The 25,851-nt window shown below is 61.3% G+C and carries 17 protein-coding genes; 9 read left to right on the top strand and 8 right to left on the bottom strand.

Features of this window, described 5'->3' with window-relative positions:
- Positions 1–112 precede the first annotated feature (112 nt).
- The gene (locus tag ACVWSC_RS26635) at positions 113–850 is read left to right on the top strand and encodes a substrate-binding periplasmic protein (protein WP_442110307.1); all 738 of its coding nucleotides are present in this window, start codon (positions 113–115) and stop codon (positions 848–850) included.
- Here the strand turns inward: ACVWSC_RS26635 and yccS are convergent, their stop codons facing one another.
- The 7 genes from yccS to ACVWSC_RS26600 all read right to left on the bottom strand — a co-directional run bounded on the left by yccS (position 851) and on the right by ACVWSC_RS26600 (position 11,987).
- Positions 851–3,031, bottom strand: a complete 2,181-nt coding sequence (gene yccS, locus ACVWSC_RS26630) for a YccS family putative transporter (protein WP_442110305.1) — start codon at positions 3,029–3,031, stop codon at positions 851–853.
- Between the two features lie 118 nt (positions 3,032–3,149).
- Positions 3,150–4,331, bottom strand: a complete 1,182-nt coding sequence (locus tag ACVWSC_RS26625; RefSeq protein WP_442114380.1) for a BaiN/RdsA family NAD(P)/FAD-dependent oxidoreductase — start codon at positions 4,329–4,331, stop codon at positions 3,150–3,152.
- Between the two features lie 99 nt (positions 4,332–4,430).
- Positions 4,431–5,768 carry an ATP-dependent RNA helicase DbpA gene (gene dbpA, locus ACVWSC_RS26620; protein WP_442114379.1) on the bottom strand — a complete coding sequence of 446 codons (1,338 nt, stop codon included), beginning with the start codon at positions 5,766–5,768 and terminating at the stop codon, positions 4,431–4,433.
- A gap of 105 nt (positions 5,769–5,873) precedes the next feature.
- Positions 5,874–7,301 (bottom strand): multidrug transporter subunit MdtD, encoded by a 1,428-nt coding sequence (mdtD, locus tag ACVWSC_RS26615; protein ID WP_442110303.1) that lies wholly within the window; start codon positions 7,299–7,301, stop codon positions 5,874–5,876.
- Between the two features lie 77 nt (positions 7,302–7,378).
- Positions 7,379–8,710: a TldD/PmbA family protein gene (locus ACVWSC_RS26610; RefSeq protein WP_442110302.1), complete on the bottom strand. Its 1,332-nt coding sequence runs from the start codon at positions 8,708–8,710 to the stop codon at positions 7,379–7,381.
- Positions 8,710–10,152: a TldD/PmbA family protein gene (locus ACVWSC_RS26605; protein ID WP_442110300.1), complete on the bottom strand. Its 1,443-nt coding sequence runs from the start codon at positions 10,150–10,152 to the stop codon at positions 8,710–8,712. The genes ACVWSC_RS26610 and ACVWSC_RS26605 overlap by 1 nt, the downstream gene beginning before the upstream one ends.
- 32 nt (positions 10,153–10,184) lie before the next feature.
- A complete protein-coding gene (locus ACVWSC_RS26600) occupies positions 10,185–11,987 on the bottom strand; it encodes an acyl-CoA dehydrogenase (RefSeq protein WP_442110298.1) in 1,803 nt (600 codons plus the stop codon).
- 426 nt (positions 11,988–12,413) lie between these two features.
- On the opposite strand from ACVWSC_RS26600, the gene ACVWSC_RS26595 reads away from it, so the two are divergent.
- Together ACVWSC_RS26595 and ACVWSC_RS26590 are read left to right on the top strand one after the other, a co-directional pair.
- On the top strand, positions 12,414–12,656 hold the full coding sequence (locus ACVWSC_RS26595; RefSeq protein WP_442114378.1) for a hypothetical protein: 243 nt from the start codon (positions 12,414–12,416) through the stop codon (positions 12,654–12,656).
- A gap of 234 nt (positions 12,657–12,890) precedes the next feature.
- Positions 12,891–13,535 carry a hypothetical protein gene (locus ACVWSC_RS26590; protein WP_442110296.1) on the top strand — a complete coding sequence of 215 codons (645 nt, stop codon included), beginning with the start codon at positions 12,891–12,893 and terminating at the stop codon, positions 13,533–13,535.
- Positions 13,536–13,625: 90 nt separating this feature from the next.
- Here the strand turns inward: ACVWSC_RS26590 and putA are convergent, their stop codons facing one another.
- Positions 13,626–17,579, bottom strand: a complete 3,954-nt coding sequence (putA, locus tag ACVWSC_RS26585; RefSeq protein WP_442110294.1) for a trifunctional transcriptional regulator/proline dehydrogenase/L-glutamate gamma-semialdehyde dehydrogenase — start codon at positions 17,577–17,579, stop codon at positions 13,626–13,628.
- A gap of 353 nt (positions 17,580–17,932) precedes the next feature.
- Here putA and putP point away from each other — a divergent pair, with 353 nt between their 5' ends.
- The 6 genes from putP to ACVWSC_RS26555 all read left to right on the top strand — a co-directional run bounded on the left by putP (position 17,933) and on the right by ACVWSC_RS26555 (position 25,822).
- Positions 17,933–19,417 carry a sodium/proline symporter PutP gene (gene putP / locus ACVWSC_RS26580; protein ID WP_442110292.1) on the top strand — a complete coding sequence of 495 codons (1,485 nt, stop codon included), beginning with the start codon at positions 17,933–17,935 and terminating at the stop codon, positions 19,415–19,417.
- A gap of 241 nt (positions 19,418–19,658) precedes the next feature.
- Positions 19,659–20,495 (top strand): 23S rRNA (adenine(2030)-N(6))-methyltransferase RlmJ, encoded by an 837-nt coding sequence (locus ACVWSC_RS26575; protein ID WP_442110290.1) that lies wholly within the window; start codon positions 19,659–19,661, stop codon positions 20,493–20,495.
- 162 nt (positions 20,496–20,657) lie between these two features.
- Positions 20,658–22,415 (top strand): carbamoyltransferase family protein, encoded by a 1,758-nt coding sequence (locus ACVWSC_RS26570; protein WP_442110288.1) that lies wholly within the window; start codon positions 20,658–20,660, stop codon positions 22,413–22,415.
- Entirely contained in the window at positions 22,399–23,529 is a 1,131-nt protein-coding gene (locus tag ACVWSC_RS26565) for a glycosyltransferase (protein WP_442110286.1), read from the top strand. Before ACVWSC_RS26570 ends, ACVWSC_RS26565 begins: the two co-directional genes overlap by 17 nt.
- Complete coding sequence (locus ACVWSC_RS26560) at positions 23,529–24,425, top strand: antimicrobial resistance protein Mig-14 (protein ID WP_442110284.1); 897 nt, start codon at positions 23,529–23,531, stop codon at positions 24,423–24,425. The genes ACVWSC_RS26565 and ACVWSC_RS26560 overlap by 1 nt, the downstream gene beginning before the upstream one ends.
- Entirely contained in the window at positions 24,422–25,822 is a 1,401-nt protein-coding gene (locus ACVWSC_RS26555) for a PIG-L deacetylase family protein (RefSeq protein WP_442110282.1), read from the top strand. The genes ACVWSC_RS26560 and ACVWSC_RS26555 overlap by 4 nt, the downstream gene beginning before the upstream one ends.
- Positions 25,823–25,851: the final 29 nt, after the last annotated feature.

The raw sequence follows: 25,851 nt of genomic DNA, 5'->3' as shown, positions 1-25,851 counted from the left end.
TCTGACTTCAGGCTTCTTATTTGTGTAACCTGCGTAACCGAGCAGGCAGCAATAGCGCTCGAACAGTTGATATCAACGACATGTAATGGCGTGTGTACTAAAGGATTTGAGCATGGCCGCACTGCTTCGAGCCTTGGTTTTGTTGGGATTGCTGTTGGCGTACAACACCGCCCACGCGGAAAAACTGCGCCTGGTCGCCGACAGCTGGCCACCGTTTACCGACGCCAGCATGCCGGGTGGCGGCTTGGCCACGGTGATTGTCACCACCGCCTTGCAGCGCGCCGGTTTCACCAGCGAGTTCGAGCAGGCGCCTTGGGCGCGGGCCTTGCTGGGGGTTGAGGAAGGGCGCTACGACGTATTGATCAATGCCTGGTTCAACGAAAGCCGTACCCATATTGGCGCGTTTTCGAGCGCTTACATGACCAATCGTATCCGCCTGCTCAAGCGCAAGGGTGATCCGCTCAGGTTCAAGGCATTGAGCGATTTGTATCCCTATCCTATTGCCGTTGTCAGGGACTATGCCTATTCGCCTGCGTTCGATGCAGATGTGCGCTTGCAGAAAATACCGGTGCGCAATTTTTCCGTTGCGGTACGCATGCTGGCGGCCGGGCGGGTGGGGCTAACCCTTGAAGACGAGTACGTTGCGCGGTACTTCCTGCAACGCGAGACGCGTTCGGTCCGCGACAGTATCGAGGTCGTCGAAAAACCGCTGGGCGAAAACACCCTGCACATTTTGGTGAGCCTCAAGACCCCCGAGCATCAAAAGGTAGTCGCGGGCTTTAATCAGGCGATCAGCGAAATGAAAGCCGATGGCAGCTATGAGCGCTTGCTCAAGCACTACGGCTTCTGATCAGGTCGGGGTGTCTTTGATCAAATGGGCGGCCAGGGTGCGCAATGGGCCCAACTGCCGGCAGATCAGGGCCAGTTGGGTTTGCACCAGACGCTGGTTCTCCTCAAGCTCTTCGGGCATCTGCTCAAGCTCGGTGGCCAGGGCTTCTTCCGCATCGCTGTGAATCGCCACCGGCAATTTGCTCGCCAGGCCTTCAGCAATCTCATCCAGGCTGTTGGCCAGGCTGGCGCCAGCACCGTCAATCAACTGCTCTTGAACATCGGCAGGCAGGGTGGTTTCCCGGTGCGCGCCCAGCCCTGACAGGTAACTGAGCAAGGTGTGCGAGAGCACCAGGAAACGAAAACCGACATCGGCTTCCTTACGAAAATGCCCGGGCTCCATGAGCATGTTGGCCAGCGTCGTCGACAGCGCCGCATCAGCGTTGTGCGCGTTGCGCCGGGCCAGGCGGTAGGCGAGGTCGTCACGCTTGCCCTGGGCGTACTGTTGCATGATCTGGCGCAGGTAGATGCTGTTGCAGCTCAGGGTGTTGGCCAGCACCTTGTTCAGGCGTCGTCCCTGCCAGTCTGGAAGGAACAGGAACACCGCGAGAATCGCGATCAGGCTGCCAACCAGGGTATCGAACAGGCGCGGCAGGAACAGCCCGTAGCCGTCGCCGACCTGGTTGAAGCAGAACAGCACCATCAGGGTGATCGCCGCAGTGGCCAGGGTGTAGCGGGTGGTGCGGTTGACGAAGAACACCACGCCGGCGGCCACTGCAAACAGCGACTGAATGATCGGGCTCGGAAACAGGTCGAACAGTGCCCAGCCCACTGTCAGGCCAATGCCAGTGCCGATGATCCGTTGCACCAGCTTGCGCCGAGTCGCACCGTAGTTGGGCTGGCAGACAAACAGGGTGGTCAGAATGATCCAGTAGCCCTGGGTGGGGTGGATCAGGTGCACCATGCCATAACCGATCGACAAGGCCAGCGGCAGGCGCAGTGCGTGGCGGAACAGCAGTGAGGTCGGGGTCAGTTGCTGGCGCAGGCGGCTCCAGACATCAGCCAGGCTGTGGGGCGAGCGGTCGAGCAGGCTGCTGTCGCTGGCGTCGGCCAGATTGTCGGGGTTGCTGGCATCGCTCAGCAGACGGTCGAGGGTGGCCAGGTTGGCGGCCAGGGCACGCAGGGAGCGCAGCAGCCCGCGCCAGGCCGGGTTGCTCTGGATGCGCAGGTGTTCAAGCGAGGCGTTCAGGTCTTCCAGGGCCTGGGCGGTTCCAGCGTCGTAGGTGAACGGCTGGCGCAACTGGATCGACTCGGACAATTGCTGGCACGCTACCCCTTGCTGGCGCAGCAGGCGCTGGCAGCGAAACAGCACGTCACTGTGGAAGAAGGCTTCGGCCAGGGCGTTGTAGGGGTAGTGGGACGAGCTGGCGCGCTCGTGGATGTCCTGAGCGAGAAAGTACAGCTTCAGGTAACGGCTGACTTTCGAGCCTGGCCGACCATTGCCGACCCGGTGCAGGATGATTTCCTTGGCCGCATTCAGCGCCGCCACCACACGACCGTTTTGCTGCGCCAGTTCCAGGCGTCGGGCTTCCACATCCAGCTGGCGGATCGGTTCGAACAGTGTGGCCTTGAGCTTCAGGTAACGCCCCAACTCGCGGAACAGCCGCGCCAGGCTCTGCTGCACCGGCTGGTTGGAAAACAGCGCCTGCCATAGTACCGAGAGCAGCCCATACCAGGCCGCACCGGCCACCAGCAGCAGGGGTTCGTGCCAGAAATCGCTGACTTCACCACCGCGCTGGTCGACTCCAATCATGGTGTAGACCGACAGAATCAGGGTCGCCGAGGCGATGGCGCCGTAGCGTTCACCCAGGGCGCCGAGCATGGTCAGGGCAAAGCTTGCCAGGGCCAGGGCACAGACGAACACCAGCGGGTAGGGGAACAACAATTCCACTGACAACGCAGCAACGGTAAAGCACACCAGGGTAACGGCCAGGGCGTTCAGGCGCCCTTGCCAGCTGTCGTCGGTCTCGGCCAGGGCGCTGGCGATAATGCCGAGGAACAGCGGGATCAGCAGGCTCATCTCATCCAGGTACCAGCACAGCACCATGCTGCCGGTCAGGGCGATGAGTACGCGGATGGCATAGCTGAATTTGTCCAGGGCCCAGAGGCGACGCAATGATTGGCTGAGCGAGGGGGATGACATGTCAGGTAGGCAGGCCTTGGGCGATGATCGAAATTGAGCCATTCAGATGGCAAGCGTGTTACCGCTAGCCTCTGAACAGCAAAATTTGTTCCTTGATGCGCTGATTCTACCGCGAAGGTTAGACGAACTGCGCGGCCGCGTAAGCCGATGCCCAGGCCCACTGGAAGTTGAAGCCGCCCAGGTGACCGCTGACGTCGAGTACTTCGCCGATGAAGTACAGGCCAGGGCTTTTCAGCGACTCCATGGTTTTCGACGACACCTCGCGGGTATCGACGCCACCGAGGGTTACCTCAGCCGTGCGGTAGCCTTCAGTACCGGCTGGCACCACCTGCCAGGCGCCGAGCTTGTCACTGACCTGCGCCAGCTCTGCCGGGGTGTACTGCTTCATCGGCTTGGAGACGAACCAGTGCTCGCTGAGCAGGTTGGCCATCTTTTTGGTGAAGACTTCGGCGAGCAAGGTCTTCAGTTCGCTGTTAGGGCGCTCGGCTTGTTGCTGTTGCAGCCAGGTCAGGGCGTCGTGGTCGGGGAGCAGGTTGATTTCGACGGTGTCGCCCGCTTCCCAGAACGATGAGATCTGCAAGATCGCCGGGCCACTCAGGCCACGATGAGTGAACAACAGGTTCTCGCGGAAACTGGTGCCGTTGCAGCTGGCGATGCAATCCACCGAGCTGCCCGACAACTCGGTGCAGATGCCCTTGAGCACCGGCTCGGTGATGGTGAACGGCACCAGTGCGGCACGCGTCGGCAACAGGTTGTGACCGAACTGGCGAGCCACCTGATAGCCAAAACCGGTGGCGCCCAGGGTCGGGATCGACAGGCCGCCGGTGGCGATCACCAGCGATTGGCACTGCAGTTGCCCGGCGCTGGTTTCCAGCAGGTAACCGCTGTCGATTTTCTCGATCTGCTCGATGCGGGTGTCCATGCGCAGTTCGGCACCGGCCTGGGCACATTCGCGCAGGAGCATGTCGAGGATGTCGCTGGACTTGTTATCGCAGAACAGTTGGCCGAGCTTCTTCTCGTGGTACGGCACGGCGTGCTTGCCGACCATTTCGATGAAGTCCCACTGGGTGTAGCGGGCCAGGGCCGACTTGCAGAAATGCGGGTTCTGCGAGAGGAAGTTGGCCGGTTCCGTGTACATGTTGGTGAAGTTGCAGCGGCCACCCCCGGACATCAGGATCTTCTTGCCCGGTTTGTTGGCGTGGTCGAGCAGCAGCACCTGACGGCCGCGACCGGCGGCGGTCAGGGCACACATCAGGCCTGCGGCGCCTGCGCCAATGATGATCACTTCGGTGGAGCGCACTGCAAAATCCTCTGGTACGGTGGGGAAGTCATCGCGGGGCAAGCCCGCTCCCACAAGGGCTGTGGGAGAGGGCTTGCCCCGCGAAAAGTTTCAAACAACTCAGACGATGCGGACCCGCAACGAACGGCCTTTGATCTTGCCGCTGTTGAGTCGTTGCAGGGCCTGCTTGGCCACCGTGCGCTCTACCGCGACAAACGCCTGGAAGTCGAAAATCGCGATTTTGCCCACTTGGGTGCCCGGCAACCCAGCGTCACCGGTCAGGGCGCCGAGGATATCGCCCGGGCGCAGTTTGTCTTTGCGTCCGGCGGCAATGCACAGGGTGCTCATGGTCGGCAGCAGCGGCGCGCCGTTCTGGGCCTTGAGGCTGTCCAGCTGTTCCCAGCGCAGCGCCGACTTCTGCAAGTCTTCGATGGCCTGGGCACGATGCCCTTCGGCAGGGGCCACCAGGCTCACCGCCAGGCCTTTCTCACCGGCACGGCCGGTACGGCCGACGCGGTGCACATGGATTTCGGCATCGCGGGCCAGTTCGACGTTGATGACCATTTCCAGGGCATCGATGTCCAGGCCGCGGGCGGCAACGTCAGTGGCTACCAGCACCGAAAGGCTGCGGTTGGCGAACAGGGTCAGCACCTGGTCACGGTCGCGCTGTTCCAGGTCGCCATGCAGGGCCTGGGCGGAAATGCCCTTGGCTTGCAGGTGTTCGACCAGCTCCTGGCACTGCTGCTTGGTGAAGCAGAAGGCTACGCAGGATTGCGGGCGGAAGTGCCCGAGCACTTTGGTGACCGCTTCCAGGCGCTGTTCCGGAGCGATTTCATAGAAGCGTTGTTCGATCTGGGTATCGGCGTGCAGGGCTTCGACCTTGACGGTTTGCGGGTCGCGCATGAACGACGAAGCCAGTTGCTTGATCCCAGCGGGATAGGTCGCCGAGAACAGCAGCGTCTGACGGCGGCTCGGGGTTTGCCCGATGATGTCGGCGATGGCGTCGTAGAAGCCCATGTCGAGCATGCGGTCGGCTTCGTCGAGAATCAGCTTGTTGAGGCCGTCGAGCACCAGGGTGCCTTTGCTCAAGTGCTGCTGCACCCGGCCTGGGGTACCGACAATGATGTGCGCGCCGTGCTCAAGCGAAGCGATCTGTGGGCCCAGGGACACGCCGCCGCACAAGGTCAGAATCTTGATGTTGTCTTCGGCGCGGGCCAGGCGGCGCAGCTCTTTGGCCACCTGATCGGCCAGCTCGCGGGTCGGGCACAGCACCAGGGCCTGGCAACCGAAGTAACGCGGGTTGATCGAGTTGAGCAGGCCAATGCCGAACGCAGCGGTTTTGCCGCTACCGGTCTTGGCCTGGGCGATCAGGTCCAGGCCCTTGAGGATTACCGGCAGGCTTTGTGCCTGGATCGGGGTCATCTGGGCGTAGCCGAGGGCTTCCAGGTTGGCCAGCATGGCGGCGGACAGCGGCAAAGTGGCGAAGGCGGTGGCAATGGTGGTCACGAGACGGGCCTGCAAAACAAAATGTCGCGCAGTGTACCAGTCTCGACGCCAATAGCCCTAAGCCTCGATCTCCGGTTCCGGACGACGGGCACGCCTTCCGTCTGTCCTCGACAGTTGCATGAAGATCGCCGCCGCCAGCATGGCCATCAAGCCAATGGTCAGGAAGGTCAGCTGGAAGGCCCCCAACGTGCTTTCTACGCCTTCAGCACTGCCTGCGGCGCTGAAGCCGCCGAGCAGGGCGCCGGCACAGGCGACGCCCAGGCTCAGCGACAGTTGCGCCACCACCGACAACAGGCTGTTGCCACTGCTGGCGCTGGCATCGTCGAGGTCGATCAGCGTCACGGTGTTCATCGCGGTGAACTGCATGGAGTTCACCGCGCCGAGCAGGGCCAGTTGGAACAACAGCAGGGCATAGGGCGTTTGCTCGTCCACCAGGCCCAGGCTCGCCAGCAACAGGCCGAGCAACAGCGTGTTGCCGGTAAGGATGGTGCGGTAGCCGAAGCGCTCGATCAGTGGCCGGGCAATGGATTTGGCCACCATCGCCGCGGCGGCCAGCGGAATCATGCTCATGCCGGCCTGAGCAGGTGAGTAGCCCAAGGCAACTTGCAGCAGCAACGGCACCAGAAACGGCAGGGCGCCGCTGCCCAGACGGGCGAACAGGTTGCCAAGGATGCCAACGGAAAAGGTTCGGGTGCGGAACAGGCTGGGAGAAAACAGCGGATTGTCGATGCTGCCTGCGCGTAACCAGTAGGCGGCCAGGCAGGCCATGCCGGCAAACAACAGCAGCATCACCCGCAGGTGCGGCAGATGCAGTTCACCCAGGCCTTCCATGGCAATGGTGATCAGCACCATCGCCGCGCCGAACAGCACAAAGCCCACCGTATCGAAGCGTGTGCGTTCACTGCCGCGCAGGTCGGGGATGAAGCGCCAGACGGCATAGCAACCGACCACGCCCACCGGCAGGTTAAGTAGGAAGATCCAGTGCCAGCTGAGGATCTCCACCAGCCAGCCACCCATGGTCGGGCCTAGCAACGGGCCGAGCAGGCCGGGAATGGTGATGAAGCTCATGATCCGCACCAGCTCCGAGCGCGGGTAGGCGCGAAGTACCACCAAGCGCCCGACCGGCAACATCAAGGCGCCGCCCAAGCCCTGGACTACCCGTGCGGCGACCAGCATGCTGAGGCTTTCGGACAGGGCGCAGAGCAGGGAACCGAGGCTGAACAGCAAGATCGCGCCGAAAAAGATCCGCTTGGTGCCGAAGCGATCGGCAATCCAGCCTGAGGCGGGAATCAGCAGGGCCACGGTGAGCATGTAGGCGATGATCACCGATTGCATGCGCAGCGGGTCTTCCGCCAGGTCACGGGCCATGGCCGGCAGGGCGGTGTTGAGGATGGTGCCATCCAGCGATTGCATGAAGAAAGCGATGGCCACGACCCAAGGGATCCAGCGGGCGGTTATGGGGTCCAGCGGGGTGCGCTCGGGCATGGCCTTTAATCCTTCAAGGACCTATCGCGGGGCAAGCCCGCTCCGGTGGGAGCGGGCTTGCCCCGCGATCAGGTGTATCACAACGTCAGGGTCAGGCGTTTAACCAAAGCCCCCGGCAAATGGCTGGAGCTGGTCTGACGCTGTCCGTAAGTGCTGGTCGACAGAATCAGCTCGCGCTCGCGTGTCAGTGCCTCAAGCTGGGAACCCAGCAAACTGTAGACGCTGTCATCAAAACGCATGGTGCTCACCGGCGCCTGAATCTGCCCGTCCTCGACCCAGAAGGTGGCGAAACGGGTCAACCCGGTCATGCGTGCGGCAGGCAGGTCGGAGAAGTTCAGGTACCACAGGTTGCTGATGTACAGACCGGTGCCGAGACGGCTGAGGATGTCGCTGTGCTCCAGCTCGCCCGCAGCCATGCTCAAGGCGCAGGGCGTTTCATGGCTGTCGGCACCGTTGGCCGCCAGTTCAAATTCGGCGGCACTGCGCGCACAGATCAGCCGGTCCAGCCCCTGGCCTTGCTCGATCAGGCGCAGGTCGCTGCGCGGTGAGCCTTCATCGGAAAACGCCGGGCTCAGCGAGCCGCTGACCTGCTCGGCAATGCTGACCTGCTGACTCAGGCGGGCATCACCGGCGTACAGGCGTTGCAGCGGGCTGTTCTTGGTCGCCAGTGACTGGGCAGAGAAGCCGCCCCAGCACAGCATGCCCATGATTTCGTCCATGGCGGCCGGTGCCAGGTAGGCGCGGTATTCGCCGGGTGTCAGTTGCTTGAGCGGGCGACCGAGGTATTCCAGCTGCTCGCGTGCCAGACGCAGGCGCTCGGCGAAGGCTTCGCTGTCCCAGTACTGCCCGGCATAGTTGGCTTTGACTGCCTGGCCGTTGGGGTGGAACAGGCTCCAGTCGAAGTTGAAGCTGTTGGCCTGGTGCCAGCCAAAGGCCCCGAACGAACTGGCAAAGCCGCGGCAGATCGGGCCAGCAGCGTAGATGCCAACCAAATCCAGTTCGCCGGCACCTTGCTCGATCTGCGTCAGTACCTGCTCGATTTCCGGCAGCGCTTGATCCTGCACGCTGTGGCTTTGCCAAGCGCTGTCATTGAGTTGCAGGTAAGGGTCGGCCTCAAGCAGCGGCAGGGTTTGCCGCAGTTGTTCGATAGCTTCGGCCAGGCGCTGCTGGTCGACGTCGGGGTCATTGCTCAAGGTGAACTGCAGTTCGCCCTGGCGGCCGTCGTTCACCAGTTTGAGGATGCAACTGGCCTGCAGCACGTCACCGGCCTGGCGGACTTTGGCGTGGTTGAAGCGGATGAAGTGCGAGTGTTCGGCGCTGTAGCTCAGGGTGAAGTGTTCGGCGGCGTTGACCTGCTCCTGCAGGCTGCTCACCAGGCGCTGGAAACTGTGCAGTGGGGTGGCAGCCATCAGGCGTCTCCTCCGAATACGTCGATCTGGCTGAATACACAGGCGGGCGAGGCGTGCCCGACCCGGACCACCTGGTTCGGTTCGCCCTTGCCGCAATTGGGTGTGCCCAGGACCTGGAATGTGCTGGCGTCACCCACGGCACTGAGGTTGCCCCAGAACTGCGCGGAAATACCTCGGTAGTTGGGGTTCTTGACCACGTGCTTGAGCTCGCCGTTTTCGATCAACTGGCCCCATTCACAACCGAACTGGAACTTGTTGCGGGCGTCATCGATAGACCAGGAACGGTTGGTACGCATCAGGATGCCGTGCTCGATATTGCCGATTAGCTGATCAAGGCGTTGGTCACCCGGCTCGATGTTGAGGTTGGCCATGCGGTCAATCGGCGCACGGTTCCAGCTGCACGCACGGCTGTTGGCTACACCGTCCAGGCCCGAGCGGAACTGCGACAGCGCTCCACCCAGTGGCCGTACCAGCAGGCCGTCGCGGATCAAGAACTGCTTGTTGGCGGCTGTGCCGTCGTCGTCATGGCTGTAGCTGGCCAGTTCTTCGCCAATGCTCGGGTCGAAGGTCACATTGAGCAGCTTCGAGCCGTATTGCAGGGTGCCGAAGTCGCTGGCTTTGACGAAACTGGTGCCGGCGTAATTGCGTTCGTCACCGAGGATCCGGTCCATCTCCAGCGGGTGGCCGATGGACTCGTGGATCTGCAGCATCATCTGGTCCGGCATCAGTAACAGGTCGCGCACACCGCTCGGGGTGTTGGGCGCCAGCAGCAGCTGCAGGGCCTGATCGGCAACCTTGGCCCCGGCGCCCACCAGGCCGCAGCGCTCAATCACATCCATGCCGCCTTGCTGGCCGAAGTTTTCCCGGCCCAGGGTGCGGCTCTGGCTGTCCAGGCCATCGAAGGCGGTGGCGCTGAACCCCGGGTAGACAAAGCGCTGCGCCTGACGCAACTCGGCGCCAGCGGTGTTCAGGTAGATCTGTTCGACGTTGCTGATGCCAAGGCTTGCCTGCCAGTTCACCAGGCGGCTGTCGGCGGGCACGCTGCCCGACTCACGGGCAAGCAGGTCGTAGCAGTCAGCAAGTGACGGGAAGCGTTGCTCAAGGTTGGGTGAGCAATAGTCGGTGCGTTCAGTGGCCACTGGTTGCTCACGCAGATCCAGCAGCGTGCGCGTGAAAATCTGAGCGGCGAGGTGCTCTGCCTGCTCCAGGGCGCGTTGCAAACCCGATTGCGAAAGGTCAGCGGTGGCAGCATAGGCCTCTACGCCGTTGAGCCTGACGGTCAGCATGGCCCCTTCGTCGCGGGAGATAAACGGCGGTTCGGCAACGTTTTTGCGCACCGACAGTTGTTGCTGGGACTGCTGCACATAGCGCAGGGAAAAAAACTCGGCACCGCTGCGCAACGCGGCAAAGCGTTGGCGCAGCACTGCAGTCATCTCGAACATGCAAGAACCTCCGTGGATACGGTGGTTCCCCCTCAGAACCACTCGTCGCGCATGCTCAGGCAGGTGTCGTCGCGGGCCTCGAGCAATGCCAGCTCATTATGGCAGCCCGGCACTTCCCAGGTCAGGAAATAACGCGCCGCTTGCAGTTTGCCCTGATAGAACTCGCGGTCCGCCGGGTTGCCGTGTGCTAGCCCTTGTTCGGCATGAATGGCCTGCTCCAGCCAGCGCCAACCGATCACACAGTGGCCGAAGGCTTTCAGGTACAGCGCGGAGTTGGCCAGGGCGCTGTTGACCTGGCCCTGGGCCAGATCGCCGAGCAGCCCCAGCGTCACACGTTGCAGACGCACCTGTAATTGCTCCAGTGGCGTGCGCAGGTGGTCGAGGCTGACATACCCGCTGGCCCGCTCGCAGGTACCGGCAATCAGGCGCACCAGTTGCTTGAGCCCGGCGCCACCGTTCTGTGCCAGCTTGCGCCCGAGCAAATCCAGCGACTGGATGCCGTGGGTGCCTTCGTGGATCGGGTTCAGGCGGTTGTCGCGGTAGTACTGTTCGACCGGGTACTCGCGGGTGTAGCCGTGGCCACCGAGGATCTGAATCGCCAGCTCGTTGGCCTTGAGGCAGAACTCCGAAGGCCAGGATTTGACGATCGGGGTGAGCAGGTCGAGCAGTTCGTGGGCTTGCTGGCGCTGGGCCTCGGTCTCGCCGCTTTGGGTTTCATCGAACAGCCGCGCCGCGTACAGGCCTAGATCGAAAGCGCCCTCGACATAGGCTTTCTGGGTCAGCAGCATGCGCCTTACATCGCTATGGCTGATGATCGGCACCGCTGCGGTCGCAGGGTCTTTGTTGTCCAGCGGACGCCCTTGTGGGCGCTGACGGGCGTAGTCGAGCGAATACAGGTAACCGGCATAACCGAGCATCACCGCCCCCATGCCGACGCCGATACGCGCTTCGTTCATCATCTGGAACATGCAGGCCAGGCCCTGGTGCGGCTTGCCCACCAGGTAGCCGACGCACTGGCCGTTGTCGCCAAAGTTCAGCGCCGTCGACGTGGTGCCGCGCCAGCCCATCTTGTGGAACAAACCGGCCAATTGCACATCGTTGCGTGGGCCAAGGCTGCCGTCGGTGTTGACCAGGAACTTGGGCACGATAAACAGCGAGATGCCTTTGACGCCTGGCGGTGCATCCGGGAGTTTGGCCAGGACCATATGGACGATGTTCTCTGACAACGGATGGTCGCCGCCCGAGATGAAAATCTTGTTGCCGCGCAAACGGTAGCTGCCGTCTTCGGCGGGTTCTGCACGGGTGCGGATGTCGGCCAGGGATGAGCCAGCATGAGGTTCGGTCAGCGCCATGGTGCCGAAGAAACGGCCTTCGATCATCGGCTGCAGGAACAGGCGTTTCTGCTCGTCACTACCAAAGCTTTCGATCAGATTGGCGGCGCCCATGGTCAGGAACGGGTAAGCGGTGGTACCCGCGTTAGCCGCCTGGAAGTGGGCAAAGCAGGCTTGCGAGAGCAGGGTAGGCAGCTGCATGCCACCGACTTCGAAATCACGGGTAGCGTTGAGGAAGCCCGCCTCAAGGAAGGCATCCACCGCAGGTTTCACTTCCGGGATCAGCACCGCTTCGCCATTTTCAAAGCGCGGTTCCTGTTCGTCACCTTTGCGGTTGTGTGGGGCGAAGTACTTCTCGGCGATGGTGCGTGCCGTGCTCAGGGCGGCGTCGAAGGTCTCGCGGGTGTGTTCGGCAAAGCGTGGGCGTTGGGTGAGGGCCTCGGCGTCGAGCACTTCGTAGAGTTCGAAGGCGAGGTTGCGGGCGCTGAGCAGAGTCTCGGACATGGCGGCGGTCCTATCGTGTGATCGGACGAGTCTAGAGGCGGGGAGTGGGAGGTAACAGGGAAATAGGTGAGGGTGATAAGTCAGGCAAAGTTGTGTGCCATGGCTGGCGGCAATTCTGACAAGGTTTTTAAGACTTCTCCTCTTTCCTGTAGGCCATTTCCCAAAGATACTTCTGGCACTTCCAAGTCATTGCAGTGCTCTGGATTGCCCCCTAGTCTCGGTGAGTCGTTGCGCATCAACGACCGGCTTTGACAGGCCGTCCAGGTTAAAACTCATGGCTTTTGCCTTTATGGTGGCTGTGCGTGGGGCACTTTGTGTGCGCCGGGTTTTTTGGTTTTTCCTGCCGGTCTGTCAACCCATGCACAGCTGCCACCCTTCATGTTTGACAGCAAGAGGATGGCGGCCCATTTTCAGGAAAAACACACAATGCTGAAAATTGTCCCCGACCCACCCCATCATCACCATACCCTTGAAGATACGCTCATCCAGGCTGCGGATTATGCACAGTGCGCGCAAGCCGTGGCTCATCAGGCGATTCTGCTACAGCCCAAATCGCCCGTTTCGATTCTGATGATGGCAACAATGCATGAGATCGAGTCACTGAGCGTGCTGCTTGAGTCCGCATTGATCCAGTTGCAGATGCAGGCACCAGCGCGACCGTTGCATTAGATCCTTGCGGTACTTCCTGCTCCGGCCAGCTAATGCTCGTGGTGCTACCTCAGGACTGAGGGCTTAGCCGTAATTCATCGCGGGGCAAGCCCGCTCCCACCAGGATTTGTGGGGGTGGGCTTATCGTAAACGAGAGACGGAGCGTACATGATTTGAGGAATTGGACTGCATACATGGCGTCGTTGCAGTCTGTCTGATAGCGGAGTCTTCCCTTTACGGACTTAACTATCTGCAATGAGCACTATCGCTACTGAAATCGGCTACAAGTCGCCTGAATCTAAAACTGAACCGATGTTTTTCGTGGTGTCGGTCAAGAAGCACATCGTGATGAGCTTTTTTACGTTTGGTTTCTATATGTTCTATTGGAATTATCGGAATTGGGCGGCTTATCGACAGGCAACGGGAGAAAAGTTGAGCCCATTCTTGCGCTCAATATGCCCTCTTCTGTTTCTCTATCCGTTGCTGGCCAGACTCGATCGGCAGATCCAATCTAGGAAGCAGCGATATGAGTGGTCGCCGGCGATGCTTATGTTGGGGCTTGTGATGACTGCTCTACTCTCAATTGCCTTGGGCCTGACGCCACCAGTGTTGACAGAAGAGCCTGTAGGGCAGTGGAGTACCGAGCAGTCTGGAGAAATACTATCGGATTCGCTGAAGTTGCTCTTGTTCTCTGTGTCATTGATGGGCGTTCAGCTGTGGCTGATGAGCACAATACAACGGGCGATCAACTTCGTAGAAGGTGACCCTCTGGGAGTGAGCAACTCATCGTTCACCCTGGCGAACTGGGCCTGGATGGCTATCGGAATTATTCACTGGGTAATAACGATAGTGGCTACCCTGATAGCGCTGTATTTGAGCTGGGTGTTGAGCCAAGGTTGAGTGAAAAGCATCGCGGGGCAAGCCCGCTCCCACAGGTTTCAAATCCACCTGTGGGAGCGGGCTTGCCCCGCGATTTGTTGCTTAAGGCTATCAGCCGATGGTCATCAAGCTCGCGTTACCACCCGCTGCAGCGGTGTTGACGCTCAGCGCGCGCTCGATCACCAGGCGCTCCAGGGCAATCGAGGTTTCGCCCGACGACAGGCCATGAACACCGACAATGGCACCGGCGCGCTTGGCCACTTGCTCGCAGACCGCACGCAGTTGATCGGAATGACCGTGGTGCAGGACGGCATCGAACACTACTTCGTCCTTGGTCCAGTCACCGACCAGCTTGATGCGCGCCTGAACCTCTTTGGGCAGACGGTTGCGCAGGGTTTTGCTCAGTTCGCCCTCTGGCCATACGGCCGAGCTGCCAACCGCCAGCACTGCAGCCAGTTGCGTCAGCAGGTCAGCTTCGACCTCTGCCAGGCACAGCACGTGCTCGCGCGGCAGGATGGTGTAGCTGTTGCGCTCACCGGTCGGGCCCGCCAGCAGACGGCTGATACCGCTTTGCGACTGCTTGGCGAACTGCTCGCAGAGGCTGCCCAGTTCGTTCAGCTGGTTGCTTGCAGCCCAGGCTTTCAGCGCTTGCAGCGGCTTGCTCAGTTCATCACGCAGACGGGTGTCCGGGGTGTTGTCGCCGTCGGTGCGCTGGAACGATTGCTCGATCGCATCGGCAGGACGGGTCGACAGCAGGCGGTACAGGTACAGCGGGCCACCGGCTTTCGGACCGGTACCCGACAGGCCTTCACCACCGAACGGCTGGACACCGACCACGGCACCGACGATGTTGCGGTTGACGTAGACGTTACCGGCGTTGACGTTGTCGATGACCTTGGCGATGGTTTCGTCGATCCGGGTGTGAACACCCAGGGTCAGGCCGTAACCGGAAGCGTTGATCTGCTCGATCAGCTGGTCGAGGTTCTTACGGTTGTAGCGCACCACGTGCAGTACCGGGCCGAAGATTTCGCGCTGCAGTTCGTCAAAGCTTTCCAGTTCGATCAGGGTTGGCATGACGAAGGTGCCGCGTTTGATTTCTTCGCCGTCGGCGATGGCGATCTGGTACACCGAACGACCTTTGTCGCGCATGCTCTGGATGTGCTTCTCGATGCCAGCCTTGGCTTCTGCATCGATCACTGGGCCGATGTCTACGGCTAGGCGCTCCGGGTTGCCCAGGCGGCTTTCGGCCATGGCACCTTTGAGCATCTCGATCACGCGGTCGGCCGAGTCTTCCTGCAGGCACAGTACGCGCAGTGCCGAGCAGCGCTGACCGGCGCTGTCGAAGGCCGAGGAAACCACATCGATAACCACTTGCTCAGTGAGCGCCGAGGAATCGACGATCATTGCGTTCTGGCCGCCGGTTTCGGCGATCAGCGGGATCGGACGGCCCTGGGAATCCAGGCGGCCAGCGATGTTGCGTTGCAGCAGACGAGCAACCTCGGTGGAACCGGTGAACATCACCCCTTTGACGCGGTCGTCACCGACCAGGCGCGCACCGACGGTTTCACCACGGCCTGGCAACAATTGCACCACGCCTTCAGGGATACCGGCTTCGAGCAGCAGGCGCACAGCCTGAGCGGCGACCAGCGGGGTTTGCTCGGCAGGCTTGGCCAGTACCGGGTTGCCCGCAGCCAGCGCGGCGGCAACCTGACCACTGAAGATCGCCAGCGGGAAGTTCCATGGGCTGATGCACACCACCGGACCTAGCGGGCGGTGGGCGTCGTTGCTGAAGTCGTTACGGGCCTGGACGGCGTAGTAACGCAGGAAGTCGACGGCCTCACGCACTTCGGCGATGGCGTTGGCGAAGGTCTTGCCAGCTTCACGGGCCAGCAGGCCCATCAGCGGCTGGATTTCCGCTTCCATCAGATCGGCGGCACGCTCGAGGATCGCAGCGCGCTCAGCTGGCGGCGTGGCCTGCCAGATTGGCGCGGCGTTGAGTGCGCACTGGATGGCGTTGTCGACATCGGCAACGGTGGCTTCTTGCACGTGGCCGACCACATCGCGGTGATCAGACGGGTTCAGGACCGCAGCGGCAGCTTCATTGCTGGAGGCGCAACCGAGCATCGGGGCGGCTTTCCAGTCGTTGTGCGCGGAGGCCAGCAGTGCGCAGGACAGCGAGGCCAGGCGATGTTCGTTGGCCATGTCGATGCCAGCAGAGTTGGCGCGTTCGGCACCGTACAGGTCACGCGGCAGTGGAATGCGCGGATGCGGCAGGCCGGCGCTACCTTCTTGAGTAGCCATTTGCTCGATGGTGGCAACCGGGTCGGCGACCAGTTCCTGGATCGAGATCGACTGGTCGGCAATGCGGTTGACGAACGAGGTGTTGGCGCCGTTTTCCAGCAGGCGGCGGACCAGGTAAGCCAGCAGGGTTTCGTGAGTACCAACCGGGGCGTATACGCGGCACGGACGGTTCAGCTTGCCATCGGCAACCTTGCCGACCACTTGTTCGTACAGTGGCTCACCCATGCCGTGCAGGCACTGGAACTCGTACTGGCCAGGGTAGTAGTTCTGACCGGCGATATGGTAGATCGCCGACAGGGTGTGGGCGTTGTGGGTCGCGAACTGCGGGTAGATGACTTCCGGTACCGACAGCAGTTTGCGTGCACAGGCAATGTAGGACACGTCGGTGTACACCTTGCGGGTGTAGACCGGGTAGCCTTCCAGGCCATCGACCTGGGCGCGTTTGATCTCGCTGTCCCAGTAGGCGCCTTTTACCAGACGGATCATCAGGCGGTGACGGCTGCGGCGGGCGAGGTCGATGACGTAGTCGATCACGTACGGGCAGCGCTTCTGGTAGGCCTGGATAACGAAACCGATGCCGTTCCAGCCGGTCAGTTGTGGCTCGAAGCACAGACGCTCGAGCAGGTCCAGCGACAGCTCCAGGCGGTCGGCTTCCTCGGCGTCGATGTTCAGGCCGATGTCGTACTGTTTGGCCAGCAGCGTCAGCGACAGCAGGCGCGGGTACAGCTCTTCCATCACGCGCTCGTACTGGGCGCGGCTGTAGCGTGGGTGCAGGGCCGACAGCTTGATCGAGATGCCCGGGCCTTCATAAATGCCGCGACCGTGCGAGGCTTTACCGATCGAGTGGATCGCTTGCTCGTAGGAGGCCAGGTATTTCTGTGCGTCGTGCTCGGTCAGTGCCGCTTCGCCGAGCATGTCGTAGGAGTAGCGGAAGCCTTTGGCTTCGAACTTGCTGGCGTTGGCCAGGGCTTCGGCGATGGTTTCGCCGGTAACGAACTGCTCGCCCATCAGGCGCATGGCCATGTCGACGCCCTTGCGGATCATCGGCTCGCCGCTCTTGCCGATAATGCGGCTGAGCGAGGAGGTCAGGCCGGATTCGTTATGGGTCGAGACCAGCTTGCCGGTCAGCAGCAGACCCCAGGTTGCAGCGTTGACGAACAGCGACGGGCTGTTGCCCAAGTGCGGCTGCCAGTTGCCGGTGCTGATCTTGTCGCGGATCAGGGCGTCGCGAGTGCCTTTGTCCGGAATACGCAGCAGTGCTTCGGCCAGGCACATCAGGGCCACGCCTTCCTGGGACGACAGGGAGAACTCTTGCAGCAGGCCTTGAACGATACCGGCACGGCCGCCGGCGCTCTTCTGGTTACGCAGTTTTTCGGCAATGCCAGCAGCCAGCTTGTTGGTGGCTTCGGCCATGGCGGCAGGCAGGCGCGCCTGCTCCAGCAGCATTGGCACCACTTCTGGCTCTGGGCGACGGTAGGCGGCCGTGATGGCCGAGCGCAGTACCGACTGCGGCAGGATGCTTTCGGCAAATTCGAGGAAGCACTGGTGGGCGTGATCGCCCGACACTTCGCCGACTTCATCGCCATTGCCGATGGCCTGACCGTTGAGTTCGGTCAGGGTGGCACCACCCTCGAGCTTCTCCAGGTAGTTGAAGATCGCTTGCTTGATCAACCAGTGCGGCGTGCGGTCGATGGACTGCGCAGCTGCCTTGAGTCGCTCACGGGTAGGGTCGTCAAGTTTGACCCCAAGGGTGGTCGTCGCCATTTCTTATCCTCATTATTGCCACAGGCTGTGGCGTAAGCTAGCGTCAAGATTAGCCGCGCGCGAATCTGGGTGCAACCTAGTGCAACCCAAATTCTGTAGGAAAAAAGTGCAGCTCGTCTGGTGGGTAAAACCCCAGGGGACGAATGGTTGTTTGTGGTGCACTTTCTTCGGTTGGCGACGCTTTTTGCTCCAAAAAGGAGCAAAAAACCGCTAGTGCGCAAAAAATCCGACGAGGTGCAACTGTATTGTAAAAACTGGTTGCACCTACTTTGCGTTGTTGCATAGGATTCGCGGCCTGGGTGCAACCTCCTCTGAGGCTGTCGCTACATAAAAACAAACGCCAGGGCGCAACAATGAGTGTAAGCAATCCAACCTTGATCACTTTCGTGATCTATATCGCGGCAATGGTGTTGATTGGCTTCATGGCCTATCGCTCCACCAACAACCTTTCCGACTACATCCTTGGTGGCCGTAGCCTGGGTAGCGTTGTAACGGCGCTTTCCGCCGGTGCCTCGGACATGAGTGGCTGGCTGCTGATGGGCCTGCCGGGCGCCATCTATATGTCGGGTCTGTCGGAGAGCTGGATCGCCATCGGCCTGATCATCGGCGCCTACCTGAACTGGCTGTTCGTTGCCGGTCGTCTGCGTGTGCAGACCGAGCACAACGGCGATGCCTTGACCCTGCCGGACTACTTCTCCAGCCGTTTCGAAGACAAGAGCGGTCTGCTGCGGATCATCTCCGCTGTCGTGATCCTGGTGTTCTTCACCATCTATTGCGCTTCCGGCATCGTTGCCGGTGCCCGCCTGTTCGAAAGCACCTTCGGCATGTCCTATGAGACAGCGCTGTGGGCAGGTGCGGCGGCGACCATCGCCTACACCTTCGTTGGCGGCTTCCTGGCGGTGAGCTGGACCGATACCGTTCAGGCTACGCTGATGATCTTCGCGCTGATCCTGACCCCGGTGATCGTGCTGATCGCCACCGGTGGCTTCGACACCACCATGCTGGCCATTGAGGCCAAGGATGCGGCGAACTTCGACATGCTCAAGGGCACCACCTTTATCGGCATTATCTCGCTGATGGGCTGGGGTCTGGGCTACTTCGGTCAGCCGCACATCCTGGCGCGCTTCATGGCTGCCGACTCGGTCAAATCGATCGCCAAGGCCCGTCGCATCTCCATGACCTGGATGATCCTGTGCCTGGTGGGTACCTGTGCGGTGGGCTTCTTCGGTATCGCCTACTTCTCGGCGCACCCGGAAGTTGCCGGTCCGGTTACCGAGAACCATGAGCGTGTGTTCATCGAACTGGCCAAGATCCTGTTCAACCCATGGATCGCCGGTGTACTGCTGTCGGCCATTCTGGCTGCGGTCATGAGTACCCTGAGCTGCCAGCTGCTGGTGTGCTCCAGTGCCCTGACTGAAGACTTCTACAAGACCTTCCTGCGCAAGACCGCTTCGCAGGTCGAGCTGGTTTGGGTCGGCCGCGCCATGGTGCTGCTGGTGGCAGTAGTCGCCATCATGATCGCTTCCAATCCGGACAACCGTGTACTGGGTCTGGTCAGCTATGCCTGGGCCGGCTTCGGTGCCGCCTTCGGCCCGGTTGTACTGATCTCGGTACTGTGGAAAGGCATGACCCGTAATGGCGCGTTGGCCGGTATCCTGGTGGGTGCGGTTACTGTCGTCCTTTGGAAGCACTTCGCTATCTGGGGTCTGTACGAAATTATCCCAGGCTTCATCCTGGGCGCCTTGGCTATCTACATTGTCAGTAAGGCGGGTAGCCCGTCGGCTGCGATGGTTTCGCGTTTCGAAACTGCAGATGAGGCGTTCAAAGCCGGTCATTGATCGACTGCTGAACTCCGCGTGAAAATGGCCCGGCCTTCATTGAAGGTCGGGCCATTTTTTTGTGTGGGAACTGTCTTGCCTCATCTGTGGGAGCGGGCTTGCCCCGCGATGCAGGCACTGCGGTGAATGGCACGGGCTTCGCCCGTGTTCGCGGGGCAAGCCCGCTCCCACAGATGGTGCAAGACAGTTGCCCCACAGCCTGGCGCGACAAGGTAAACTGCGCAGTCTTGCAGGAGTTGCCATGAACTATCGTCACGCCTTTCACGCCGGCAACCATGCCGACGTCTTCAAACACCTTGTATTGACCCGTCTGATTGCGCTGATGTCGCGCAAGGAGCAGCCGTTCGCCTACCTCGATACCCATGCCGGTCTTGGCTTGTATGACTTGCAGGGTGATCAGGCAACACGCACCGGTGAGTGGCTTGAAGGTGTCGGGCGGCTTTGGGGGCGTGATGACCTGCCGGAGGTGGCCGCTGACTATCTGCGCATTCTGCGCAAGATGAATCCCGACGGTGAATTGCGTTATTACCCAGGCTCGCCCGAGTTGGCCCGGCGCTTGGCGCGCCAGCAGGATCGCGTGTTGCTCAACGAGAAGCACCCTGAAGACGGGCGCATGCTCAAAGACAACATGAAGAAAGATCCGCGTGTGACGGTGCACCTGGGTGAAGGCTGGCATGTGCCGCGGGCGCTGCTGCCGGTGCAGGAAAAACGCGCGGTGATGTTGATCGACCCGCCGTTCGAGCAGCCTGATGAGCTCAAGCGTTGCACGGTAGCGATGAAAGAGGCTATCGGTCGCATGCGCCAGACCGTCGCGGCGATCTGGTATCCGATCAAGGATCAGCGTCAGCTGGTGCGTTTCTATCAGGATCTGACCAGTACTGGCGCCCCTAAGCTGCTGCGCGTCGAGTTGTATGTGCATCCCCAGGACAGTCCGCAGGGTCTGAATGGCTCCGGGCTGGTCATCGCCAATCCGCCATGGGGGCTGGAAGATGAGCTGCGTGAATTGCTGCCGTGGCTCTCCCAAGTGCTGGCGCAGACCCAAGGTAGCTGGCGCATGGACTGGCTGATCGCCGAATAACTGCGGTTGTGGGAGCGGGCTTGCCCCGCGACAGAGTGTAACTGCCTCGCAACAATCGCGGGGCAAGCCCGCTCCTACAGTTTGGGTTATAATCCCGCTCTTTCGTTGCCGCTCGCCCCACGGGGCCAGGGCGCATATTTACAGTTTGAAGAGGCTAGACCCTTGGCATTGACGATTCTTGGCCTGTCCGGCGCCCTTAGCCATGATCCTTCCGCGGCCCTGTACATCGACGGCAAGCTGATTGCCGCCGCTGAAGAAGAGCGCTTCGTGCGCGACAAACATGCAAAGAACCGCATGCCCTACGAATCGGCGAAGTTTTGCCTGGAACAGGCGGGGATCAAGCCGTCTGACGTAGACGTGGTGGCCATTCCGTTTGCCCCGATCAGTCTGTTCGGCAAGGCCCGCTGGCACTACGCCAAGCGCTACTGGTACGCCCCGGACCGTGCGCTGGACGCGATCCTGATGGGCAACCGTCGCTACAAGCGCTACCGCAAGAAAATCGTCTGGTGCCTGGAGCAACTGGGCTTCGACCCGAAGAAGGTCAAGATCGAGCCGGTCGAGCACCACCTGGCGCACGCCTCCAGTGCCTACCACTGCTCGGGCTTCAAGGAAAAAACCGCGATCCTCGGGATCGACGGTAAAGGCGAATACGCCACAACCTTCTTTGGCTACGGCGAAAACGGCAAGATCCACAAGATCAAGGAATTCTTCGACCCGGACTCGCTCGGCGGCCTGTATGGCGCGATCACCGAGTTCCTCGGCTTCGAAATGCTCGATGGCGAGTTCAAGGTCATGGGCATGGCGCCGTATGGCGACGCCAGCAAGTATGACTTCTCGCGTCTGGCCAGCTTCGAGAACGGCGAGTTGGTCATCAACACCGACTATGCCAACGTTATCGGCCTGCGCCGTTACAAAGAAAAGGGCAAGGGCTTCTACTTCTCGCCGAAGCTGATCGAATGGCTGGGCCCCAAGCGCGAAGGCGACATCGCCGACGAGCCGTACATTCACTACGCTGCGAGCATGCAGGCGCTGTTCGAGAAGATCGCCCTGCAGATGATCGACCACTACCTGGGCGACATCCTCAAGGAAACCGGCAAGCTGGCCTTCGCTGGCGGCTGCGCGCTGAACGTCAAGCTCAACCAGAAGATCATTGCCCGTCCTGATCTGAAGGAGCTGTTCGTTCAGCCTGCTTCCGGTGACGCCGGTACTGCAGTGGGTGCGGCAGCTTATGTTTCCCACGCCCGCGGTGTGCCGGTCGAGAAGATGGAACACGTCTACCTCGGCCCTGCGTACTCCAACGAGGACGTGATCGCCGCCTGTGCCCGTCACCCGAGCCAGCCGAAATGGCGCAAGCTGGAAAACATGCCCGAGCAGATCGCCCAGATCATGGTCGATGGCAATCCGGTGGCCTGGTTCCAGGGGCGCATGGAGTTCGGTCCGCGTGCTCTGGGTGGTCGTTCGATCATTGGTTGTCCAAGCGTGGCCGGCGTTGCCGACCGCATCAACCATCAGATCAAGTTCCGCGAGCGCTGGAGGCCTTTCTGCCCGTCGATGCTCGACACCGTCGCCCCGCAGATGATCAAGATCGATCACCCGGCACCGTTCATGACCTTCACCTTCGAAGTGGCTGAAGAGTGGAAAACCCGTGTGCCAGAGGTCGTCCACGAAGACGGCACCTCGCGGGCCCAGGTGCTCAAGCGCGAATACAACCCGCGCTACTACGACATGATGAAGGCGCTGGAAAAACTCACCGGCAATGGTGTTTCGCTCAACACTTCGCTTAACCGCCGTGGTGAGCCCATGATCTGCTCGCCGACCGACGCTCTGAACATGTTCTTCGGTTCGGACCTGCAGTACCTGATCATGGAAGACATTCTGGTAGTCAAGGACGGCGCGAACACTTATGACGTCCAGGGCTGAAAAGCGCGTCCTGCAGTTCTGCCACGGCTATGACGGTCCGTTTCTGGACTGCGCGCGGCAGTACGCCAGCCTGTTCAACGGCAGCGACTACAAGGTCACCACGGTGTTCCTTACCGGTGCTGCCGATCCGCAGGTGGCCGCCGGTTGCGCCTCTGATGAGGTGATCTTCCTGGAGTTCAGCTCCAAGGCTATCCGTGGCCTGAAATTGGGGGCGATCCGCGCGTTACGGCGGATCGTTGCCAGCCGTAATTTCAGTTTCTGCATCGCTCACCGTTTCAAGCCGATCTACATCGCCTTGCTTGGCAGTAACTTGCCGGTGATCGGTGTGCATCACGCGTTTGGCGACTATCAGCGCAGCAGTCGTCGGCTGTTCGCCAACCTGTTCGCCAAGCGCTTGAGCTTGCTCGGTGTCTCCGACGCGGTGCGTGACGACATGCGCAAGTGCTTGCCCAAGTGGCCAGCTGAGCGCATTCAGACCCTCTACAACCGCATCGACATCGAGGCACTGCAGTCTGCATTGGTGCCCGCAACCGAGGCGCGACAAGCGCTGGGGCTGGACCCACAGGCCTGGATTGTCGGCAATGTCGGGCGCCTGCACCCAGACAAGGACCAGGCCACCTTGCTGCGTGGCTTTGCCGAGGCGTTGCCAGGCTTGCCGGCCGGTGCGCGCCTGGCGATTCTCGGCAAGGGACGACTGGAGCAGTCGTTGAAGGACCTGGCGGTCGAATTGGGTATCGCTGGGCAAGTGGATTTTCTTGGCCAGGTCGCTGATGCCCGACGCTACTTCCAGGCGTTCGACGCTTTTGCCCTGAGCTCCGACCACGAGCCGTTCGGCATGGTGCTGCTGGAGGCCATGGTCGCTGGCGTGCCGGTGCTGGCAACCGCCTGTGGTGGCGCCGTGGAGGTGGTTGAGGGTGTCGGTATTCTGTTCCCGTTGGCAGACGCCAGCCGTCTGGCCCAAGGGTTGCAGCATCTGGCCGTGCTTGATCAAGGGCAGCGCCAGGAGTGTGCCGAGCGCATGCTTGCGCGGCTGCATGAGCGTTTTTCCGATAGTGCTGTGCGCGATACGTTCTGGCAGTTGCCAGCGGTGCGTGCGTTGACTGCGGAGGTTTGATGCTCAATCGAATTCAAGGCTGGCGCGAGCGCGGCTGGAGCGAGATCGATGGGGCGGCGTATGCGCAGGCCTGGCAGCGCTTCGGTGGCAGTGTTGCCACGCACCCGCTGGTGGTCGAGCAACTGGCAGAGCTGGCGCAGATTCCGGTGCGCTACCTCGGTTGGCAGCGCGATGGCGAGCTGAAGGCGGCGATCCCTACCTGGGGGCGTTACCTGGCGTTGTCAAAAGACGTACTCAAGCGTCATGGCAAGAAGGGTTTGTACGACTTGGGTAACGCCGAGCTGATTCTGCCTGCCGCTGCCGATGCCCAGGCACCGCTGCGCCATGCCGGGCGTTACTTGTCCGAGCTCAATCAGGGCCGCTTCACCCAGCTCAAGCCGCAAGCCGAGTCGCTGGCGATGGCGCGCACGCCTGAAGAGTTGTCGAAGAAGTTTCGCTACAACCAGCGTCGCGAATTGCGCTTGCTGGAAGAGGCGGGCGGCCAGGTGCGCCCGGTATCGTCGTTCACCAGTAGTGAACTGGCAGCGATCTACTGCGATCTGTTCCAGCGTCGCTGGGGGTTTCCGGCTACGGGTGCCGAACGCATGGCCGAGGTGATCGAGCGTCTGCGCGAACTGCTGATCGGCTCGGTGCTGTTTCTTGAGGATGCGCCGATTGCCATTCAGTTGGTCTACCGGGTGGAAGCACCAGAGTGGATCAGTGTCGAGTACATCAACGGTGGTGTTGACCCGCAAACCAAGGCGTTCAGCCCCGGTAGCGTATTGAGTTTCCTCAATACCCAGGCGGCCTGGGAAGATGCCCGGGCGCGCAATAAACCACTGCGGTTTTCCTTTGGTCGCGCCGATCGAGAGTACAAAGATCGTTGGTGCAACCCCGTGCCGGTGTTTCAGGTGTGAGCCGCAAGCAGCAATTGCTCAAACAGCACCGACGCAACAAGCGCATGGGCTTGCTGGTCGGCTTGGTGCTGCTGCTGGGCCTGGGCGTCTTTGTGCACTGGTGGTTGCCGCTGTTGCTGCTGCCACTGCTGTGGGCTGCGCATGAGGCCTGGTTCGCCGACCACCTGTTCTACTCGCCTGGCGAGGATTACCAGTATCAGTTTCCACCCGAATGCAGGGCGCATCCGGTCAAACTGGTCGATGGCGTCGTTCAGGCGCAGGCGCCGTTGCAGCTTGCAGGGGACGAAACCCTGGTGCTGGAGCTGCGTCTCAAGAGCCGCTGGCTGGGGCGCTTGCTTGATCCTTCGGTGGCGCTGAACAGCGACGACCGACAAACCTTCGAGCGTGGTGTCGCGGGTCTGCGTTACCTTAACCTGACCGGGCTCGCCGAGCCGCTGGCGGCCGGGCAGTTGCGCTTGCTTGGGCGTCATTGCCGACTGCCTGCTGAAGGTCGGTTGTGGGTAGCCGCTGGCAGTGACCTGCGCGACAAGCGCGTGATGGTTATCGCACCACATGCCGACGATGCCGAGCTGGCTGCTTACGGCCTCTACAGCCAGGCGAAAGAGACTTGGGTGGTCACCCTGACCGCTGGCGAAATCGAGGCTGAGCACTATCAGCAGATGGGCATGAGCAAGGTTGAGTCTGCCCGTATGAAGGGCCGTTTGCGCGCCTGGGACAGCATTGCCGTGCCACGTTGGGCGGGTGTTCCTGAGTCGCAGTGTGTACAGCTGGGGTATTTTTGCCTGCAGTTGCCGGCCATGCAGGCGGCGCCGGATCAGCCCGTTTCCTCCCGCGAGGCGGACCTGGCCGATACCCGCCTGTTCCGTCAATTCAACCTGATGGCGTTGCCGAGTGATCAGGATGGCGCACCCACCTGGAACAACCTGCTGGCCGACCTGCGCGAGGTGCTGCTTAAAGCGCGTCCGCAGGTGCTGGTAATGCCTCATCCGGGTCTTGACCCGCACCCTGACCATATCTGTGCGCAAGCCGCAGTGCTTGAAGCCTTGCAGGGCTTGGAGTGGCAGCCGGAAACCGTACTGGGCTATGCCAACCACCTGCATGACAACGACCGTTGGCCGATGGGTGATAGCGGTGCAGGCGTAGCCTTGCCGCCACAGTTGGAGAATGGTCAGATCTGGGCGCCGTACAGCCTGACGCTAGACCTCGCGACCCAGCGTGACAAGGCGATGGCGTTGGGCATGATGCATGACTTGCAGCCGCCGGCACCGTTCAAGCGTCGCATTCGACGCTTGCTCCAACGTTGGCTGGCAGGCCGAAAAACCTCGCCCTATGGCGAGAACGAGTTTTTCCGCAAGGCCGTGCGTCGTCATGAATTGTTCTGGCGCCGTGATCGTTGATCCTGGCGCATGACTGTTAGCGGCTGAGC

Source organism: Pseudomonas sp. NUPR-002, from assembly GCF_056322725.1.
This window is presented reverse-complemented; position numbering and strand designations above follow the sequence as displayed.

Excerpts from the sequence above, each read along its gene's own strand:
- ACVWSC_RS26595 (WP_442114378.1), top strand. The coding sequence starts at position 12,414 with ATGCTGAAAATTGTCCCCGACCCACCCCATCATCACCATACCCTTGAA.
- ACVWSC_RS26605 (WP_442110300.1), bottom strand. The coding sequence starts at position 10,152 with ATGTTCGAGATGACTGCAGTGCTGCGCCAACGCTTTGCCGCGTTGCGC.
- dbpA (WP_442114379.1), bottom strand. The coding sequence starts at position 5,768 with ATGCTGGCCAACCTGGAAGCCCTCGGCTACGCCCAGATGACCCCGATC.
- ACVWSC_RS26575 (WP_442110290.1), top strand. The coding sequence starts at position 19,659 with ATGAACTATCGTCACGCCTTTCACGCCGGCAACCATGCCGACGTCTTC.
- ACVWSC_RS26560 (WP_442110284.1), top strand. The coding sequence starts at position 23,529 with ATGCTCAATCGAATTCAAGGCTGGCGCGAGCGCGGCTGGAGCGAGATC.
- ACVWSC_RS26565 (WP_442110286.1), top strand. The coding sequence starts at position 22,399 with ATGACGTCCAGGGCTGAAAAGCGCGTCCTGCAGTTCTGCCACGGCTAT.
- ACVWSC_RS26610 (WP_442110302.1), bottom strand. The coding sequence starts at position 8,710 with ATGGCTGCCACCCCACTGCACAGTTTCCAGCGCCTGGTGAGCAGCCTG.
- ACVWSC_RS26600 (WP_442110298.1), bottom strand. The coding sequence starts at position 11,987 with ATGTCCGAGACTCTGCTCAGCGCCCGCAACCTCGCCTTCGAACTCTAC.
- ACVWSC_RS26590 (WP_442110296.1), top strand. The coding sequence starts at position 12,891 with ATGAGCACTATCGCTACTGAAATCGGCTACAAGTCGCCTGAATCTAAA.
- putA (WP_442110294.1), bottom strand. The coding sequence starts at position 17,579 with ATGGCGACGACCACCCTTGGGGTCAAACTTGACGACCCTACCCGTGAG.
- ACVWSC_RS26635 (WP_442110307.1), top strand. The coding sequence starts at position 113 with ATGGCCGCACTGCTTCGAGCCTTGGTTTTGTTGGGATTGCTGTTGGCG.
- putP (WP_442110292.1), top strand. The coding sequence starts at position 17,933 with ATGAGTGTAAGCAATCCAACCTTGATCACTTTCGTGATCTATATCGCG.
- yccS (WP_442110305.1), bottom strand. The coding sequence starts at position 3,031 with ATGTCATCCCCCTCGCTCAGCCAATCATTGCGTCGCCTCTGGGCCCTG.
- mdtD (WP_442110303.1), bottom strand. The coding sequence starts at position 7,301 with ATGCCCGAGCGCACCCCGCTGGACCCCATAACCGCCCGCTGGATCCCT.